The sequence below is a fragment of the Fictibacillus sp. b24 genome (genome assembly GCF_030348825.1).
In the GTDB taxonomy this organism is placed as follows: Bacteria; Bacillota; Bacilli; order Bacillales; family Fictibacillaceae; genus Fictibacillus.
The window spans coordinates 1,519,199-1,537,761 of sequence record NZ_JAUCES010000005.1 but is presented as its reverse complement, the minus strand read 5'-3'; the positions used below and the strand labels follow the sequence as shown (position 1 = coordinate 1,537,761).

At 38.0% G+C, this 18,563-nt stretch carries 16 protein-coding genes; 3 read left to right on the top strand and 13 right to left on the bottom strand.

Annotated features, from left to right (window positions below; translation table 11 throughout):
• Window positions 1–87: 87 nt before the first annotated feature.
• From rpmG to QUF49_RS07835, 5 genes are all read right to left on the bottom strand, one after another.
• The gene (rpmG, locus tag QUF49_RS07855) at window positions 88–237 is read right to left on the bottom strand and encodes a 50S ribosomal protein L33 (RefSeq protein WP_066242361.1); all 150 of its coding nucleotides are present in this window, start codon (window positions 235–237) and stop codon (window positions 88–90) included.
• A gap of 100 nt (window positions 238–337) precedes the next feature.
• Window positions 338–2,320, bottom strand: a complete 1,983-nt coding sequence (locus tag QUF49_RS07850; protein WP_289495130.1) for a glycoside hydrolase family 15 protein — start codon at window positions 2,318–2,320, stop codon at window positions 338–340.
• A 3-nt stretch (window positions 2,321–2,323) separates the two neighbouring features.
• Complete coding sequence (locus QUF49_RS07845) at window positions 2,324–4,735, bottom strand: sugar phosphate nucleotidyltransferase (RefSeq protein ID WP_289495129.1); 2,412 nt, start codon at window positions 4,733–4,735, stop codon at window positions 2,324–2,326.
• Window positions 4,735–7,536: a 1,4-alpha-glucan branching protein domain-containing protein gene (locus QUF49_RS07840; RefSeq protein ID WP_289495128.1), complete on the bottom strand. Its 2,802-nt coding sequence runs from the start codon at window positions 7,534–7,536 to the stop codon at window positions 4,735–4,737. Before QUF49_RS07840 ends, QUF49_RS07845 begins: the two co-directional genes overlap by 1 nt.
• An 11-nt stretch (window positions 7,537–7,547) precedes the next feature.
• The gene (locus tag QUF49_RS07835; RefSeq protein ID WP_289495127.1) at window positions 7,548–8,201 is read right to left on the bottom strand and encodes a DUF4912 domain-containing protein; all 654 of its coding nucleotides are present in this window, start codon (window positions 8,199–8,201) and stop codon (window positions 7,548–7,550) included.
• Between the two features lie 368 nt (window positions 8,202–8,569).
• On the opposite strand from QUF49_RS07835, the gene QUF49_RS07830 reads away from it, so the two are divergent.
• Together QUF49_RS07830 and QUF49_RS07825 are read left to right on the top strand one after the other, a co-directional pair.
• Window positions 8,570–8,761, top strand: a complete 192-nt coding sequence (locus tag QUF49_RS07830) for a hypothetical protein (protein WP_066242378.1) — start codon at window positions 8,570–8,572, stop codon at window positions 8,759–8,761.
• 20 nt (window positions 8,762–8,781) lie between these two features.
• Entirely contained in the window at window positions 8,782–9,252 is a 471-nt protein-coding gene (locus QUF49_RS07825; protein ID WP_289495126.1) for a hypothetical protein, read from the top strand.
• Between the two features lie 91 nt (window positions 9,253–9,343).
• On the opposite strand, the gene phoU is transcribed toward QUF49_RS07825, so the two are convergent.
• The 7 genes from phoU to QUF49_RS07790 form a co-directional block, all read right to left on the bottom strand.
• Window positions 9,344–10,003 carry a phosphate signaling complex protein PhoU gene (phoU, locus tag QUF49_RS07820; RefSeq protein ID WP_289495125.1) on the bottom strand — a complete coding sequence of 220 codons (660 nt, stop codon included), beginning with the start codon at window positions 10,001–10,003 and terminating at the stop codon, window positions 9,344–9,346.
• 24 nt (window positions 10,004–10,027) lie between these two features.
• The gene (gene pstB / locus QUF49_RS07815; protein WP_425590494.1) at window positions 10,028–10,813 is read right to left on the bottom strand and encodes a phosphate ABC transporter ATP-binding protein PstB; all 786 of its coding nucleotides are present in this window, start codon (window positions 10,811–10,813) and stop codon (window positions 10,028–10,030) included.
• A 47-nt stretch (window positions 10,814–10,860) separates the two neighbouring features.
• Window positions 10,861–11,739, bottom strand: a complete 879-nt coding sequence (pstA, locus tag QUF49_RS07810) for a phosphate ABC transporter permease PstA (RefSeq protein ID WP_289495123.1) — start codon at window positions 11,737–11,739, stop codon at window positions 10,861–10,863.
• Window positions 11,739–12,695: a phosphate ABC transporter permease subunit PstC gene (pstC, locus tag QUF49_RS07805; RefSeq protein ID WP_394602941.1), complete on the bottom strand. Its 957-nt coding sequence runs from the start codon at window positions 12,693–12,695 to the stop codon at window positions 11,739–11,741. Before pstC ends, pstA begins: the two co-directional genes overlap by 1 nt.
• Before the next feature lie 101 nt (window positions 12,696–12,796).
• Entirely contained in the window at window positions 12,797–13,756 is a 960-nt protein-coding gene (locus QUF49_RS07800) for a PstS family phosphate ABC transporter substrate-binding protein (protein WP_289495122.1), read from the bottom strand.
• 231 nt (window positions 13,757–13,987) lie between these two features.
• Window positions 13,988–16,042 carry a penicillin-binding transpeptidase domain-containing protein gene (locus tag QUF49_RS07795; protein ID WP_289495121.1) on the bottom strand — a complete coding sequence of 685 codons (2,055 nt, stop codon included), beginning with the start codon at window positions 16,040–16,042 and terminating at the stop codon, window positions 13,988–13,990.
• A gap of 122 nt (window positions 16,043–16,164) precedes the next feature.
• Entirely contained in the window at window positions 16,165–17,442 is a 1,278-nt protein-coding gene (locus QUF49_RS07790; protein ID WP_289495120.1) for an MFS transporter, read from the bottom strand.
• A gap of 101 nt (window positions 17,443–17,543) precedes the next feature.
• Between QUF49_RS07790 and QUF49_RS07785 the strand changes: the two genes are divergently transcribed.
• A complete protein-coding gene (locus QUF49_RS07785; RefSeq protein ID WP_289495119.1) occupies window positions 17,544–17,804 on the top strand; it encodes a hypothetical protein in 261 nt (86 codons plus the stop codon).
• On the opposite strand, the gene QUF49_RS07780 is transcribed toward QUF49_RS07785, so the two are convergent.
• Window positions 17,805–18,416: a superoxide dismutase gene (locus QUF49_RS07780; RefSeq protein WP_289495118.1), complete on the bottom strand. Its 612-nt coding sequence runs from the start codon at window positions 18,414–18,416 to the stop codon at window positions 17,805–17,807. It lies immediately after the preceding gene.
• Between the last annotated feature and the right edge of the window lie 147 nt (window positions 18,417–18,563).

Here is an 18,563-nt window from a genome sequence, read left to right as displayed (position 1 = left end):
ACGCAGCTATGTATGTATTGAAATTTTTGAGTATGAAAAAACGCCTGATCCCTCATTTACATGGGTATCAGGCGTTTCTAAGTGAAATTACTTCGTTTCACGGTGAACTGTGTATTTCTTTAAACGCGGGCTGTATTTTTTAAGCTCTAAACGGTCTGGATTCGTACGCTTGTTTTTAGTAGTGATGTAGTTACGATCACCAGTTTCAGTACAAGCTAAAGTAATGTTTACACGCATTGTTGTTTCCCTCCACATCTTTACCAAAGTACATAATCATGGTTACTAACAGTCATTATTCTCTATTAAACCATACCATAACATGATAACAAATTCTTTTCTAACGAGCAAGTGAGTTTTGCGAAAGTTTCTCGTAGACTTTCGTATATTCTTTCAAAACGTCTACATATGTGGCATGTGACCATGTTAAAGGCGCAACTGACAATGCTTCACCAGTAAACGGATGAAGCTGTTCAGGTAATACACCTGTTGAAAAGCTATGCTGCTGTACCCAGCGCAATATTTCATGAGGTCGTTCTAGGTCAGAAATAGACTTAGCGTATTGAATATGCCACTTTGCCAGCCAGAGTGTGCAGATAAGCCAAGGATTCCCTGGAGCTCTTGCCATATCATGCGTTTGCTGAAAGTAATAATCATTTGTATATCTTGCAATTCCGCCTACACCTGACTTAATGCTTAACTCTTCATTCATCTGGTGCATCGTTCGAACAACTCGCTCATCATCAGCTGGATAAACACCAAATGCAAAGAGAGCATACATACTGGATTCCATGGTAAAGTCTTTCTTATACGCATTATCATCTAATAAGTAGATGCCTCTTAAAAATCTGCCTGCTCCTTCATCGTACAAATGTTTTTCCATTCCTGCTTTTATACGATCCGCACCATTTTTATACCGTTCTGCACGATCATCTTCACCAAATAATGTTGCGAATGAATGAGCTGCCATGAGTCCGCCATAAACACTGCTAGCTGTAAAGGTAAAGATTCCTCTTCTTTCTTCCCATAAATCATACGATGGCATAGGAAGATCTAATTCATCCTGCATATATTGAAGCAAAAATCTCGCACTTGGCCTAACAAGTGATCGATAAAGAGACTGTGCAAACTCAATATCTCCTGTTTCTTTGTAATGCTCCCAAAACGCCCACAGAACAAGAGCGGTTTCATCTTCCTGAATCGGCAGCTGACTAGCACCATCTTTGTTAATCATAGGGTGCCAAGATGATCCAATCGATCCATCAGGGTTATATTTATGATGAAGATAGCCTTCTTTTGTTAAAACATCTGCACACCGACGATAAAAGTTTTTCACCATGCCGTGAAAACCAGCCTTAGCAACAGCTGCTGCTATTAAGGCACCATCCCTTGGCCACATATAGCTATAATGGTCACGATTATAATGCTGAATATCGGAATCATTAGCAGCTATGATATATCCGTTCTCGTTCGTTTGAGTACGTATGATGAGTAAACTGCGGTTATATAGATTCAGTAGTTCATCAGATAGGTTGCATGGGTTAACTTTCGTTTTATTCACCCATCTCCGCCAATAAACGTCGATTTTATCTAAGGTTAAAGAAGGTCCGATCTCCATGAGATAATCATATAGCGAAAACACTTCTTCTCTGCTTTTGCCAACAGTTAACGCATAATATGCGTCACCTTTTCCATGAGGAGGAACAATTCCTTCCACAGAAAAAGTACTATCTACTGACCCCTGTGCGATCGGGTTCACATGTAGATGCCCATCCTCAGCATCTTTCCATGTTCCTTCTGCACTTAAGAATCGTTTGACACCTGTCGTATACTGGTCAATCCCTTTTTGGTCGAAAGAAGCAGTAAACAAAAAGTACCGATTCTTTTTATAGTGGATGATCACTGATTTTTCTGGATCATAATAGGCAGTGTCTCCAACTTCATTTTCATAAATCGATAGATCCTGATGAAAAAAGAGTTTAATCTTTTTTTCCTCATACGACTCATTGTGAACAGTAATCCTGCGCATAAACATGTTTTCTCTTTGATGAACGGCATCTTCTATTTTAAGGGTCACGCCTTCTTTATTGTTTCTAGCATATGAAAGAGTTACAAGTGAATCATCGTGATATCCTGGCTCAATAATCCATTCTTTTGAGGAAAGCCAAGAAAAGGAGCCATTAATACTGGCTCCTAAGCGGTTAACATGCCCCTGCACATGATTTTGCTGACCGACGTAAGGATAATAGATGTCTCTGATCTGCAAATGCTCATCTAAATTGATTAATAAATTTCCGTTACCTAAAACCAAATGTCTTGGCATACATTACACCTGCTGATACAACTGAATTTTTTCGATATATTGCGATGCAGCTTGTTTCGCTTGTTCAGGGTCTTTGTTCTGTGAATAAACCGTAAATACAGGCTGTTCAACATCTGGCAATATTAGCGTCCAGCCACCCTCAGGATGAAAGACTTTGATACCATCGAGCAACTCTACATTATTATCTCGTATGTCCTCCATCAGTCTTCGCATCACTCTTCCCTTCTTGTCTTTTGGACACGGTACATATTCTCTTAACATATGCACATCTGGCAGCATCTTTACCAGTTCAGATAGGGTGATCTTTTGCATAGCCATAATTTCTAAAATATGAACAAAAGCATATTGAGCATCATATTGGTAATTTAGAACACCTTTTCCAACTTCCATAATCGATCTAGGGTTGGCTTTCGTTCTAATTAATTTCCCCTTTAAGCGTTCAGCAATAGAGTCTAGCGCTGAAGATCCGTAAACCGGAATCGCCATCTCTTTTTGTTTGCCTTGTGAAAATGCTGTAAATACATATAGAGCAAGCATCGTCTCTTCATCAAGCACTTCACCTGTCTCTGTAATGAGACGTAATGTTTCTCCCGCTTCTCCAATCAGAACACCGATGTTGGCATTCGTTACTCTTACAAAGGATGCCATTTCCTCAGGCTTTGTTTGATATGGAGCCGTTAAGATCTCGCAGTTAAGGCGATTATATAGGTTAGGAATAAAGTTTAAATAGGGTTGATGATTGTAATTGACCACTACACGAAACTTGGCTTCTTGAATTCCTTTTTCTTGTATTTCTTCTAAAAGAGCAGATATATAGTCTTCGTGTTTGTTCGCTTGAACTGCACCTTTTCCGATTCGGTCAAATGAAGCACGTCGATAATCTTCCTGCCAATACGCATTTTCGATTTTTCTTTCAAGATCAGAGTGAATCGGAAGCCCTTTATTATCATAAAACTCGATCATCAGCTGCTTTTCTCCTGTAGGATTGGAGAACCTTACATATACTCCACCTTCTAAACGTTCTTCTTCAATCGAAAAACGAACAACAGGTGCAACTGTAGGACTGATATCCAGGGTATGCACCCCTGATGAATGAAGACCTTGGATGAAGGACTGCTTGATCATAACTGAAAAATCATGGGAGTCACTAGCAATGATAATCTGTGATCCATAAGGCAGAACAGCTCCATATGCTGAAGCCAGTCGAGCAATGTAATCAGGTGTAATTTCCACATTAGCAATGCCAGATACACCTCGAGAGCCGAACAAAGATTTAGTCGCCTTTTTTCCCCATACGATAGAAGTATGAACGAGGGCTTCTTCGAAAATTTCTTTTTCAGGCCAAATTTTCACATCTGGTTTAAGTGTTGCGTTTCTTCCGATTGTACAATGATTACCAACAACCGCATGTTCAAATACAGAAGCATCTTTTTCTACTTTCGTACCGTTTGCAATTGTAGCTCCTCTTAATTCACACTGATCACCTACAAATACATCATTCCATAAGACGGTTTTCTTTAATGAACTTCCGGTGCTGACAACACTGTTTTTTCCAACAACAGATAATTTCCCGATATGCGCACCCTTCCTGATCACTGCTCCATCCGCGATACTGACAGGTGCATCAATGACTGCGCCGTCTTCGATAAAGACATTTTCACCAACCCAAACTCCTGGTTCATGTTCTTTTCCTGAAAACGGAAGATTAACAAGACCGTTTAACATGTCGTAATGAGATTGGCGGTACTGCTGCAGACTTCCAATATCAGACCAGTAGCCTTCTGCTTGGTACCCAAAAAGGTTTTTGTCTTCTTTCATAAGTAAAGGAAACAGATCTTTACTAAAATCAACTGGAACATCTTTTTCGATATAGTTAAACACTTCCGGCTCTAATACATAAATCCCCGTATTTACCGTATCACTGAATACTTCATTCCAGCTTGGCTTTTCAAGAAAGCGTATAATCTTTCCTTCTTGATTCGTCATGATCACGCCATATTCCAGTGGGGAATCTACTTGTTTCATGAAGATCGTAGCCAACGAATTGTTTTCTTCATGAAAATGAATCCCTTTAGCAAGATCAAAATCAGTTAAAGCATCACCGCTGATTACAATAAAACGCTCATCTAAAAATTCTTCAGCATTTTTGATCGAACCTGCTGTTCCGAGCGGGGAGTCTTCTACAAAGTAATGAAGGTTTACACCAAAGTCACGGCCGTTGCCAAAATAGTTTTTAATTGCATCCGGCAGATAATGTACCGTAACGGCAATATCTGTAATACCAAATTTCTTTAGTAGTTCAATTCCATATTCCATAACAGGTTTATGAAGCATTGGCACCATTGGTTTAGGCATATTGCATGTAAGAGGTCTTAAGCGTGTTCCTTTTCCGCCTGCCATAATTACACCCTTCATTACACGATTCCTCCCACTTTTGATGTATTTTTTTTATGAAACATTGCATATAATTCAGCTGTCTTTTCTGCAATAGAATTCCAACTGAATACAGTTCTTGCGATTTCTTCACCATTTAGGGCAATCTCTTTGCAGCGATCACGATTAGATAGAATAAATTCAACTGCCCAAACAATACTATGAGGATCATTTGGATATACCTTTAAACCAGTTTTCTCATGATCAATAATCTCTCTTAATCCACCAGTGTCTGAAACAATGGTTAGCTTTCCGGACGCCATGCCTTCAAGAGCTACAATGCCGAACGGTTCATAATGACTTGGGAACAAAGCAGCATCTGCTTTCGCGAACCATTCATTTCTTTCTTCATCACTAACGAATCCAGCAAGATGAACAAATTCCGATAAATGTTTCTGCCTTATCATTTCATTTAGTTCATCAAACAAAGGCCCTTTTCCAGCAATAACGAATTTTACGCGCTTTCCATTGTTTCTTAAAATCTCTGCTGCTTCGATGATCGTTTGAAATCCTTTTTCTTTTACAAGCCTTCCAACCGAGAATAAAAGAAGTTCTTGATCGTTATCGTTTTGATTTTCTATGGCTGATTCAGACTCATAAACAATCTGCTCAGGATCTATTCCATTTGGCAGAATCGTGATCTTTTCTTCTGGAATGCTAAAAACATCGGTTAATTCAGTTTTCATATATTTGCTGCACACAATAAGGCTGTCCGATCCATCCATAAGTTCCCATTCTTTTTGGTTGATCTCATACTGAAGCGGTGATGTAATCCCGTTATTCCTTCCGTGCTCAGTTGCATGAATCGTAGTGATAAGAGGAATATTAAGTTCCTTCTTTATGGCGAGAGCGGCAACTGAAACGAGCCAATCATGTGCGTGTATACAATCAAAATCAAACTTTTTAGCAAGACAATTCGCTTGTTCAACCATCGCCATATTCAAACTTCCGGTCCAATGGAAGAACGATTCAAAGTTCGGCTGTTTGCCTGCAACTCTGTAGACATGAACACCATTATTGACTTCATGTTCTGGATAACCCTCAACCGAAGAAGTCACAACATAAACCTCTGAACCTTGTTCTACCAACTTTCTAGATAGATCAAATACGTGTCTTGCTAATCCGCCTACTACCATCGGAGGAAATTCCCAAGATAGCATTAAGATTTTCTTTCCGTTGCCTTTTTTCTTGCTGTAGTGAGCTTCCACATATTCATCATGCGGGTTTTTAAAGAATTGCCAGAGATCTGTCATAAGAAAAGGAAATTCATTTTCGTAAGCAGAAATTTCTTCCGGATAGAAGTTTTGATTATAGATCGAATTATTCAGTTCATGAAACCTTTCAATGTGCTGCTGAAAACGGTTCTTAGCATACTGTGATGCACTATCGCCTTCAACAATAAAAGCCCAGTCTGAACTAGCAGCAAGCATCCATTCTCTTACCATTTGATTCGCGTAGCGTTCAACGACAATGTTTCCTTTACCATTTGAAAGATGAGCGGCAAGCTGAACTAGCTTTCTTTCGCAGTGATGAAGGTGTCTATACATCCAAGCGTTGGTCTCGTTTAGCCATACTTCTCCTGTTTGATTTTTTCCCCATGTTGAAAAACAAGGTCTAACGGTTTCTAAGTCTTGATAGTGTCTGTTTAAAAATTCTTGAGGTGTAATCCACGTGATGTCTTGGTCAGTTGAAACTTTCATTGATTGAAGTAAAAATTCCGGTCCTTCAAACCACCAGTGTCCAAATAGTTCTGCATCAAATGGTGCAGTTATAAGCTGAGGAGGATAAGATTGTTTGTTGGTATGTAGATAATCTGTAATTCGATGACAAAAATCAAATGCATGTTGCTGCAATTTATTTAAAGCCCAATCCCTTTTGTACCAATCTTTATTTTCTGTTTTCCCTGTTATACGCCAATACTTTAAACCAGTATCAATCCTTATACCATCAGGATGTATAAAGCTCTTAATGTACTCATGGTCACGCTCATAAGCTACATCACGATAGAACTCACGATAGTCATAATCACCAGGGTAACCAACTGATGAGTTCCAAATTGTTTCAGAGATACATTGATTTCTTGAGAACAATGCCACTCCATGAGGAGAATAAACGGGCGCACCAATTCCTTTAGAAGGTGCGGGCTTGCTTCTTAACAACGTTTCCTCATCAACAAATGTGTAGCGAACCCCAGCTTCAGCTAACACTTTATCTACTCCAGGAGAGTATGCGCATTCTGGAAGCCAAAACCCTTTAGGCTTTTCATTAAAATACTTTTCAAACGTATGAATACCAGAAAGGATCTGAGCTTTAATACCTTGCTCTGTTTCAACGTAAGGAAGGAAGGCGTGAGTAGCAGCAGATGTAATACAAGTTACCTTCCCTTGATCCATAAACTGTTTATACGCATTTGTAATCTTACAGTCGTGTTTTTGGTACGTTTCCATGATTTTTTTATAACGTTCTTCATAAAACTGAATAACATCTTGCTCTTCCGTTCGAGTCGATTGTTTTTTTTCTTTCTGAACAAGTTTCATCGTTAGATCTAAATGTTCTAAATAGCGCTTCTGAATCACAGGATCGTTTAGTAGTTCAAGAAGTGGCGGTGAAAATGATAGAGTCCAAGACAAGTATTCGGGCTGTTCTTCGAGTACCCACAATAACGGGATGTATGTCTCAGTAAGTGCCTCAAATACCCATCTTTCCTCTAAACGGTTTGCTTCTTTATGCCTCACATAAGGAAGGTGAGCGTGCAAGACCAGTGAAAAATACCCGTTAGACATGTTTTACTCTCCTATCTAATTTTTTGATAGTACGAATAGGTTGAAAAGTTCTCCAGCCATTCAGGCTCGTTAACATCCTGATGTTTCCATCGTTCTATCTTTTCATCATGTATACTGTTATAAGGATCAGGACTTGTTTCAGCGGGATTTGAACGCAGCAGTGTAAAAAAACTTCCATCAAAAGTGCGCGTTCCGATGTCCACAATAAACGTTCTCCCTGGTTCTAAAGATTGAAGAAACCAATTATTAGTCATGGGAGGAAGCTCCACTTCAAATGTACGGTGTGCATTATGTCCAAAAAATTCAATGTCAGTTACATCATAAATCTTCAAAACGGAAGGAAGTTCTTCCCATTTTGTGCGAAAATGGTGTTCTGCCATCTGTTTGATGGATTCTGTGAAACTCCAATAGGCATACAAACTATCAGATGTTCTTGGCATGAGACACACATTATCTTCTTCGTATTCATATGGCATCGTCCACTTTTCCTTCTCTTTAACAGCTACGGCTTCAGGAGAAAGTTCATGATTCGATGGTGTTTGCTGCTGGCGGTATTTATACCAGCGGTATTGAACCTTTCCTAAAGACATGTTCATTCTTTGTGCGATCTCTTGTAACGTAAGACCTTTTTCCTTTAATTTCACAATATCTTCGATCAAGTTCATCACCTCATCCTATTCAATTATTCTAGTAAACTAAGTTTTATACCTCATTTTTATTAATCGTATCACTGGATATTTTTATATACAATGTGTCAAAAAAGTCGAAAAATGACGCTTCCATGCCCCACTTGTGATTTCCGTATATGTAAAGTTTTTGAAATCGGTTTCTCCGTCAGATTATTCTGTTAAATTGACAAATCAGGACAAAAAACGCCAATGATTCAAGGTAATACCTATCTACTTCAATCATGTCCTGTATGAAAATAGTCGAATTGTAGCAATTTTTGTAAACATTTGCGAAAAAACCTATACCACGGGTAAATACTATGTTATAAAAGTAAAGTGTATAGCTTTATTTTAGGGAGGATTTTATGGAGTTTGCTATTTTTGGATTGTTACTTGTAGGTGTTATTCTTTTGATTCTTTCCTTTAGAAAAAATCGCGAAAACTCAGTTGAAACACAGCTGGAAAATTTCACGATTCAGCTAATGAAAGAAATCTATCAAGTTAAAAAGAAATTAAAAGTTCTTGAAGACGAAATGATGATTAACGATAAGAACTAAATTTGTGAGGGGAAATGGGTATGACAAGCAAAAACCTTCGCGGATTTTCAGCAGGTATTATTCTTTCAACTGGTATTTTAGCTGGTTTTTATTATACGGCTGATACAGATACAAAATCTGTTTTAACAGATGAAACGGTATCTCAATATCTTTCTGAAAAAGGCGAAATAGCAATTTCAAAAGACGAATTTACTGCATTAAAAGAAACACAAACTGCCGTTGCAGCTCCTGCAGCCAAAGAAGAACCAAAGACTGCTCCTGTAAAGGAAGAGGAAGAAAAAGTTTTTCAAATGACTTTGACAATCACTCAAGGAATGACAACAGGTGAAGTTTGTGATCTTTTACAAAAAGGGAATATTATTAAAGACAGCAAAGAATTTTTGAAATATCTACGTACAAACAACTTAGAAGGTGCAGTAAGGGCTGAATCTCATCAAGTAAACAGCAAGATGAACTTTGACGAAATCGCTAAAGAGATTACAAGTTCATAATTGTACATAAAAAAGAGCAAGCGCATCATGACGCTTGCTCTTTCTTTTATGCGTTTTTCTAAAGGATGAAGTGCAATAAGTGAAACTGTCTTTAATCATTCAAACCGTATCTTTTCCCTTTAACCAGGAAGATAATGCTTTCTGCAATATTTGTTGCATGATCAGCTGTACGCTCAATGTATCTGCATACAAACAACAATTGGCTAATTTGTGAAAGGTGATCAGGATTTTTGGTCATTAACTCTAGAAGCTCTTTAATAATTTTCCCATACGTTTCATCAACAAAGTCATCCATATCAGCAAGTTCTTTTGCAAGTGCAACGTCTTCTTCCACGTAAGCTTTTGTAGCTGCAGTCAGCATCTTTATAGCATGATGCGCCATTTTAGGAAGTTCTTCGAGGGGTTTAATCAGTTCCTGCTTGCCGATTCGAATCGTTGATTTTGCAATATTTACTGCAAAATCAGCCATTCTTTCAATGTCAGATGAAATCTTAATAGCAGCGATGATTCTTCTTAAATCTGACGCTACAGGAGCTTGTTTTGCGATTAAAAGAATGGCCATATCATTGATCTCATCTTCTAACACATTTATTCTATTGTCATTTTCAATAACTTCTAATGCTTTATCTAAATCTTGAGTTTTTAGAGCTTCTACAGATTCAAGCAAAGCTTCTTCTGTCAGCTTTGAAATCTGAATAATAGCATTTTTCATTTCTTCTAATTGAAGCTGAAAATTTTCACGAACAACCATTTATCCCACTCCTATTCGCTTTTATTAACCAAAACGTCCTGTAATATAATCTTCTGTTCGCTTATCAGATGGATTCGAGAACAATGTGCTGGTATCTGTGTACTCTACAACTTCCCCATTAAGGAAGAATGCTGTACGATCCGAAATACGAGCTGCTTGCTGCATGTTATGAGTAACAATAACAATGCTATAATCCTTTTTCAATTCTTGAACAAGCTCTTCTACTTTTAATGTCGAGATTGGATCAAGTGCAGATGTTGGTTCATCCATCAAGATTACGTCGGGTTCAATTGCAAGACAGCGTGCAATACATAGACGCTGCTGCTGGCCTCCGGATAAACCATAAGCATTCTCATTCAGACGGTCTTTCACTTCATCCCAAATTGCTGCGCCTTTTAAGCTTTTTTCAACAACTTCATCTAATACTTTTTTGTTCTTGATCCCGTGAATACGCGGTCCATAAGCTACATTATCATAGATTGATTTAGGGAACGGATTCGGCTTTTGAAATACCATACCTACTTGTGTACGAAGTTCTTCAACACCGTATTTAGGATCAAAAATATTTTTATCTCTATAAACAATTTCCCCGGACATACGAACGATCGGAATCATTTCAACCATTCTGTTCAACGTTTTAATAAACGTAGATTTCCCGCATCCTGATGGTCCAATAATCGCAGTAACCTGCTTTTCAGGGATATCGAATTTAATATCTTTTAATGCATGATCTTGACCATACCATAAGTTTAAGTTGTTTATATTAAAGACAGGTGTGAAATCCTGATCTTTTTCTCCCTTTTGTACCAATTGCTTATTAATTGTGATGTCCATGTTTTTTGTCCTCCTTCTCTCTGTTAGAAGCGTTTATGAAACTTATTTCGAATAAATACCGCAATGGAATTCATAATCAGCAAGATGATCATCAAGATAATGATTCCGCTCGCTGCGAGCATATGGAAATCTTCTTGTGGTCTGCTCGTCCAGTTGTAAAGCTGAATAGGAAGCACCGTAAACTGCGAGAATAAATTTTCTGGCACAAAAGCAACATATGCTAATGCTCCTAACACTAATAATGGAGCTGTTTCCCCAACTGCACGAGATAGAGCCAAGATTGTTCCAGTCAAAATACCAGGTAGCGCAGCAGGAAACACAATTCTTCTAATGGTTTGCCACTTTGTTGCGCCCATTCCAAATGAAGCCTCACGAATTTCCCTCGGAACTGTTCTGATCGCTTCTTGAGAAGCAACTACAATAACAGGAAGAATCAATAAACTCATCGTTAATCCACCAGCCAGCACACTCGATCCGAGTCCAGCTAAACGAACAAAGATTGTAAGTCCCAACAACCCAAATACAATGGATGGAACACCAGCTAAGTTAGAAATATTAATCTGAACAAATTTTGTGAATGCATTTTTCTTCGCATACTCTTCAAGATAGATAGCCGTTCCAACACCAAGGATAAATGAAACAGGTGCCGTAACCGCCATGATCCAGATCGTTCCTAGCAGCGCTGCCCAAATACCTGCACGTTCAGGCATTCTAGATGCGAAGTTAGTAATAAAATCTAAACTTAAATAAGGTAATCCTTCAGATAAAATTCTATAGATCAAAACACCTAGTACAAGCAGGGAGAAGCATGTTGCAAGTATAAACAGGAATTTAGCAAAGCCGTTCGCTGCTATTCTGCTCCCCATTTTCTTTTTAACAGACTCTTTATTAATTAAACCCATTAATATTCCTCCCTAAACTTGCGGGAAATAAATTGAGCAAGCAAATTCATGATTAACGTAAATACAAACAACGTCATACCTACAGCATAGATACTGTAATAAATCGTAGTTCCATATCCTGTATCACCTTGACTGACTTGTACGATGTAAGCAGTCATCGTTTGAATGGATTCCGTCACATTAATATCGGCAGTCGGTCTAGAACCACCTGCAATGGTTACGATCATTGTTTCACCAATTGCTCTTGAGATTCCTAGAACAAACGAAGCAATCACTCCAGATAGTGCAGCAGGCAATACAACTTTAATGGCAACTTCAAAACGTGTTGCACCTAAAGCCATAGCACCTTCTCTCATAGAGTTTGGCACAGCATTCATCGCATCCTCTGATAATGATGCAATCATAGGTATAATCATAATACCCACAACAATTCCGGGGCTTAAAGCATTAAAGATTGAAATGCCGCCTGGAATAATTTTATCTAATAAAGGTGTTACAAACGTGAGTGCAAAGAATCCGTAAACAATTGTAGGGATTCCAGCTAAAACTTCAAGAATTGGTTTAATGATCTTTCGAGTTTTTGCTGATGCATACTCACTTAAATATATAGCTACAGCAAGACCTACAGGGATTGCAACAACCATGGCAATGGCAGTAATCGTCAATGTACCCATAACTAGTGCAAGAATCCCGTAGTCTGCATTTTCGTCAGAAGTAAAAGGGAACCAGCGAGTATTCGTTAAAAACTCAAATATTGAAATTCGGCTAAAAAACGTAACAGTTTCTGTTAATAAAGTAAAAACAATGCCTAACGTTGTAAAAATAGATATAATTGCACAAATCAAAAAGATTTTTGGAACTACCTTTTCCATTACCGCCGATTGACTTCTTGAAGATTTATTCTCCTGAATCATAGAGCGGATTGATTTTTGGTTTGTTTTATCTCTGGACACCAACAAGACCTCCTATAATTCGACAATACTAAACAGGTGAAAGGTGAGGAGATATCCCGCTCCTCACCCTTTATTATTTTCCTAAGTTATTCCATAAGAAATTCTTATTTACCTGCAAGCTCATCAAGCTTTTTCATTTGCTCTTCGTACTTTTCTTTCGGAAGTGATACATATCCGATTGAATCAGATGATGCAAGCTCACCTGCGTTCTCAAGAGCAAACTTCATGTACTCATAAACTGCTTCGTTTTCTTTTAGAGATTTGTTGTTTACATAAGTGAACAACGGACGAGAAAGTGGAGCGTATTCACCAGATTCAATTGTTTTAGGTGTTGGTTCTACAGGACCGTTTCCACCATCAATCGGAACAGCTTTTACTTTATCTTTATTTGCTTGGTAGTATGCATAACCGAAGAATCCAATAGCATTTTTAGAACCTGTTACACCTTGAACTAATACGTTGTCATCTTCAGATAATTGAGCATCACGGCGCATTGGTTTTTCTTCAAGGATTACTTCATCAAAATAATCGTATGTTCCAGAGTCTGTACCTGGAGCATAAATTTCGATTTTTTCTTTAGGCCATCCTTCACGTACATCAGCCCAAGTTTTTGCAGCCTCTTCTTCAAGGAAGATCTTTTTAAGCTCATCTAGTGTTAAGTGATCAATGAAATCATTTTCTTTTGGTACTACTACTGACAAACCGTCTTTTGCTAGTTCGAACTCAGTGAATTCAATACCTTTATCTGCAGCAGCTGTTTTTTCTTCATCTTTAATCGGACGTGAAGCATTAGCTAGGTCAAGTTCTCCACGAACGAACTTTTCAAATCCACCACCTGAACCCGAAACTCCAACAGGTGCTTGAACATCAGGATTTGCAGCTTGGAACTCTTCAGAAACAGCTTCCATAATTGGGAATACTGTGGATGATCCATCGATTTTGATTTTACCGCTTAGATCTCCGCCGCCAGCAGCTCCATCTTCACTCTTGTTTCCACATGCTGCAGCGAAAACTAGGATTAGTGACATTACCGCTAAAAGGTACACAGACTTCATTTTCTTCATCTTGATAGGTCCCCCTAAATATGATTTTCGTCTTTTCATGTTAGAGAAATTCTTCTCAGGTCATGATCCCTTTTTTAAGAGCTTGTTTCTTTCTTACATGTTCTACAATAAACCTTGAATGTGAACTGCGTTTTAATGAATTGTAAAGGTATTGTTAAGACTGATTCATCGACGAATATGTTCTTAGTCTTTACTAAGACTATCTATCTATACAAAAAAGAATCACGTATTTTAACGTGATTCTTCATCTTGAGCTCTATCTTTTGTATCCGGTTTAGCCGGAATGCCTTCTTTTTTCATTGAGAAATACGCATCCAGTGCCCCTTCAGCTATTTCACTGTTCGTATTCCCTTCTTTTATGTTTGGAACAACGACTGCAAATGCTACCTCTGGATTTTCGTATGGTGCATATCCAATCAGTGTCTTATTAACAATACCTGTAGCCTTATCAATTTCGGCTGTACCTGTTTTTCCTGCTGGATTATAATCCTTGTTTTTGAACTTCCATGCAGCTGTACCGCCGTTGCCGTGCATAACTTCATAAAATCCTTTTTGTACAACTGCGATTTCACTTGGCTTCATTTCGATCCTATTTAAAATATTTGGTTCAAATCGATAAAGAAGCTTTCCTAACTTGTTAGGATCTACGGATGGTTCTCTTACCTCTTTTAAAAGATGCGGCTGCATTCTAAGGCCACCGTTAGCAATAGTAGAAACATACTGTGCCATCTGCATCGGAGTATATGTGTCAAATTGACCGATGGAGAAGAACATGGCTTGTGATAATTCATTGCTCATCCCTGTGTTATAACCAGTCGCCTCTGAGGGAAGATCTATTCCAGTTGGTACACCAAGACCAAATTGACTGTATGAGTTTCTTAATATATTAAATGCTTCTTGGACCTTGTTCTCGTTAAAGCGCTTGTTAGAATAGTCATATCCCGCTAAACGCATAGCAATGTGCCACATATATACGTTTGAAGATCTTTCTAAAGCTTCAACAGCGTCGACCGGCCCCATGTTTTCATGCGATTTTAAAGGACGGCTGTCACCAAAAGTTAACGGTGCATCATTAATGATCGTATTTGGCTCGATGACTCCTTCTTTGAGGCCAGTTAAAACAGTTGCTCCTTTAACAGTTGACCCCATAGCATATGAGTCATAAACATTGCCAAAAGGTATGTCTGTAAACTTCCCTGTTTTTCTGTCGTATTTTTTAGCCGCCATGGATAATATTTCACCGGTATTCGGATTCATCATGACAACATACGCACTGTTTAACTTGTTGTTGTCGTATGCAAACTTGCCCCGAATAGCATCTTTTAATTTTTCTTCGATGACTTTTTCAACTTCTTGCTGAAGATTCATGTCTACAGTCAGAATAAGATCGCTTCCTCTTGCACCATCTTCCTCTACCGGATCTCCAACTGGATTACCCTTTTTATCTGTAACATATTTAATTTTCGACTTTGTTCCACGTAGAAGTGATTCGTATTGTTCTTCAAGAAAACTCGTGCCGACCATATCGTTACGGTCATTACCACGTGCTGTGTAATAATCCATTCTCGATTTCGGTATTTGCTTTACTTGACCGAAGATATCACGAAAAGAATTACCATAAGGATATGATCGTTCAGCATCAGGTTTTATATCCACACCTTCTAGTTCAGGTAAATGCTCACTGATCAACGCAATTTCTTTTTCGGTAGCTCCAACCTTAATTCTTTGGGGAGAAAGCGTATAACCCCTGTCCATTTCACTTTTAATCGCAAGAACTTCAAGCTCTTTATTTGTAAAGGAGTCAATATCTTCTTGAGTTACTTTTTGAAGCATAAGATTATAAAGCTCTTCTGGGGGAGTATCCTTCTTCTCTTCCTTAGATAATCTTGATTCTACTTCCTTTTCGTTTAGAAAAATAAAATAATCTTTTTTATCTCGTTCGGTTAGTTCTTCAAAATCTTTATCTATAAGATCCGCTAGCTTTAAGGCTAATTTGTATCTTTGCTCAGCATCAGCTTCCTGAGTTCTTGTATATGTAATAGAGAAAACTGGATCATTATCCACTACTACCCGGTAGTTCGCATCAAACATTTTACCTCGTGGAGCATCCAATTTCGTTGTTACATTCTCTGTTAAGTAAGCATCGCGCTTATATTCTTCACCTTTTACGATCTGCACATAACCAAGTCTGAGAACCAACACTGAAAAGAGAAAGAACGCCGATAAAAAAAGGGCATTGATTCGAATTGGTACATGGTTTTTCTTTTTATTGTCGTTTGTTTTCATAATATTGTAAATCTCCCTCTAAAACAGCACAGACACCTTTCTAAAAAGGTGTCTAAAGCGAACCGGTAATTATATCTGCATAATAATAGTATCCTTACAAAGGCAATTATGTCAAAAGATAATTATTGTTTGTTAGGATTGTTTCCGTCTTGCTGTGTTTCTGCAAGCTCAATTGTTTTTTGAGAGCTGTTTTTTGAGAAAGAAACTTTTCTTAAGCAAAAATAAATTAAAAAGTGTCCGGCACCTAAAATGGGCAGCAATAAAGGGATACCCTTTTCTTGTGATAAAAGATTTACCACGATGATAAACGTAATGATTGAAATGATCCTTCCTGCATTCAGATACATTTCACGAACAACAATATACTCAATTCTTTTTTCATGAATACCCCTACATTTTCCGATAATATCATACGTTAATGAGACATATGGAACTAATAACAGCGGATAAGCAATCGAAACAGATACCCCGTATACGACGAGGAGTGTAAATGAAACGGGGAAAAGCAGCATAAACGGCGAAATAAAGAGCAACAATCCTCCAATAAATATCGCTCTCATTCTATTCCTAGGTGTTAAATAATGCGAGACACAATAATACCCAACAAAAGATACTAAGGACTGAACAAACCCGTAAGTTCCAAGAGCGAATTCACTTTTAGAAGCTGTATATACCCATATTACAATTAAAAAAACAAATGTTCCTTCACGAAATCCCTGAAAAAAATGTGCTCTTAGCAACTGCAGCCAAGCTTTGTCTTTTTTACGTTCCTGTAAAACCTCTCTTATACCAAACCTGCCATCTGCTTTTCTTCGTTTTAAAAAAAAACTTATAGCAACTGCCACAAAAAACAAGACCATTGAAACGGTGAAAATTGTTTCGTATCCTGCATGTTTGTCCATCCTAGTAATGATATACCCTGCACTGAGTGGACCAATCATTCCTGAAAGGGAATTCAGTACGCCTAGATATCCGTTAAAAAAATCACGGGTCTCCGGTTCGGTAACTTCCAATGTCAGCACGTTAAAAGCGAGCCAGTAAAATCCTAAACCAAATCCTAACATAGCCCCTAGTAAAATGATGTAGTTACTCGCCAACGATCCCATGTAAAGGACGCCTATATAAAATAAAGCAAGTATTAAAACACCTATTCTCAGTACGATAACGCGGTCAATTTTTTTGGCAAACCATCCCGCTAAATAAAACGCTATCGGCTGCATGACAACAATAGAAAGATTATAAAAAGCGATATCTGTAATTTTCCCAGATTGCTTCCACAAAAAAATGTTAACAAACGTATTTGAAAGAGCTGTACTTAAGGTAAATAATCCGCCCACAAATAGCAATAAGAACAAATCTCTAGGGTATTGGTCGGTATCCATGAATTTTTTTAATCTCATGTTTTCGCCCCCTTACATATCGTCGTTAGTGTCTTTCAAGACGATAGGGGCTATTCACTTTTTCATAAATTGGTTTTTATTGTATAAAGGGGTATGATGATATGTTTGAGTATTGGATATTTGATTCTGTAGATATAGACCTTTTCTATGACTCCGATGTAAAACTAGAAGACAGCGCGAAGTTGCAAAAAGATTTTATTTGGTATTTTCAATCAAAAAATGTATTTGTTATTCAATCGTTTGTTCCATTCGGTGACGGTAATCTAGCTCTTGATGAACTATTAGTAAGGTTAGCAGATCATTATGAAATACATGACAAAGGCATAATAAAAAGCCACTGGCAAGCCAGCAGCTTTCATTAATTATTTTGCTTCGTTATAACGCTTTTCAACTTCATCCCAGTTTACAACGTTCCAAAATGCAGCGATGTAATCAGGACGTTTGTTTTGATAATTTAAGTAGTAAGCATGCTCCCAAACATCTAGTCCTAGGATCGGTGTTTTACCTTCCATAACAGGTGTATCTTGGTTTGGCGTGCTTGTAACTTCAAGCTCTCCATTGTTTACAACTAACCATGCCCAGCCAGAGCCAAATCTTGTTTTACCAGCGTTCGCAAACTCTTCTTTAAATGCATCTAGGCTTCCGAATTTGCTGTTGATTTTGTCAGCAAGTTCTCCAGATGGTGCGTTAGCTCCGCCTGGTGCGATTACTTCCCAGAAAAGACTATGGTTAGCGTGCCCACCACCATTGTTTCTAACAGCATTTTGGATACTTTGCGGAAGAGAATCAAGGTTTGAAAGAAGATCTTCCAAGCTCTTGTTTTCAAATTCAGCTTGCCCCTCAAGAGCAGCATTTAAATTATCAACATATGTTTTGTGATGGCGACCGTGGTGGATCTCCATTGTTTCTTTGTCGATATGCGGTTCAAGTGCGTTTGTTTCATAAGGTAATGCAGGCAGTTCAAATTTAGCCATGTTCATTTCCTCCTTATAATATGTAGAGTTTTATATGTTCATTTTCAAGGTAACTTGAAAAGTGAAACCATTTAATCAACTTACTTGTTTAGAAAGTATTCAACATGTTTACCTTATCAAATTTATAGCGAACTTTCAATTTTTAAA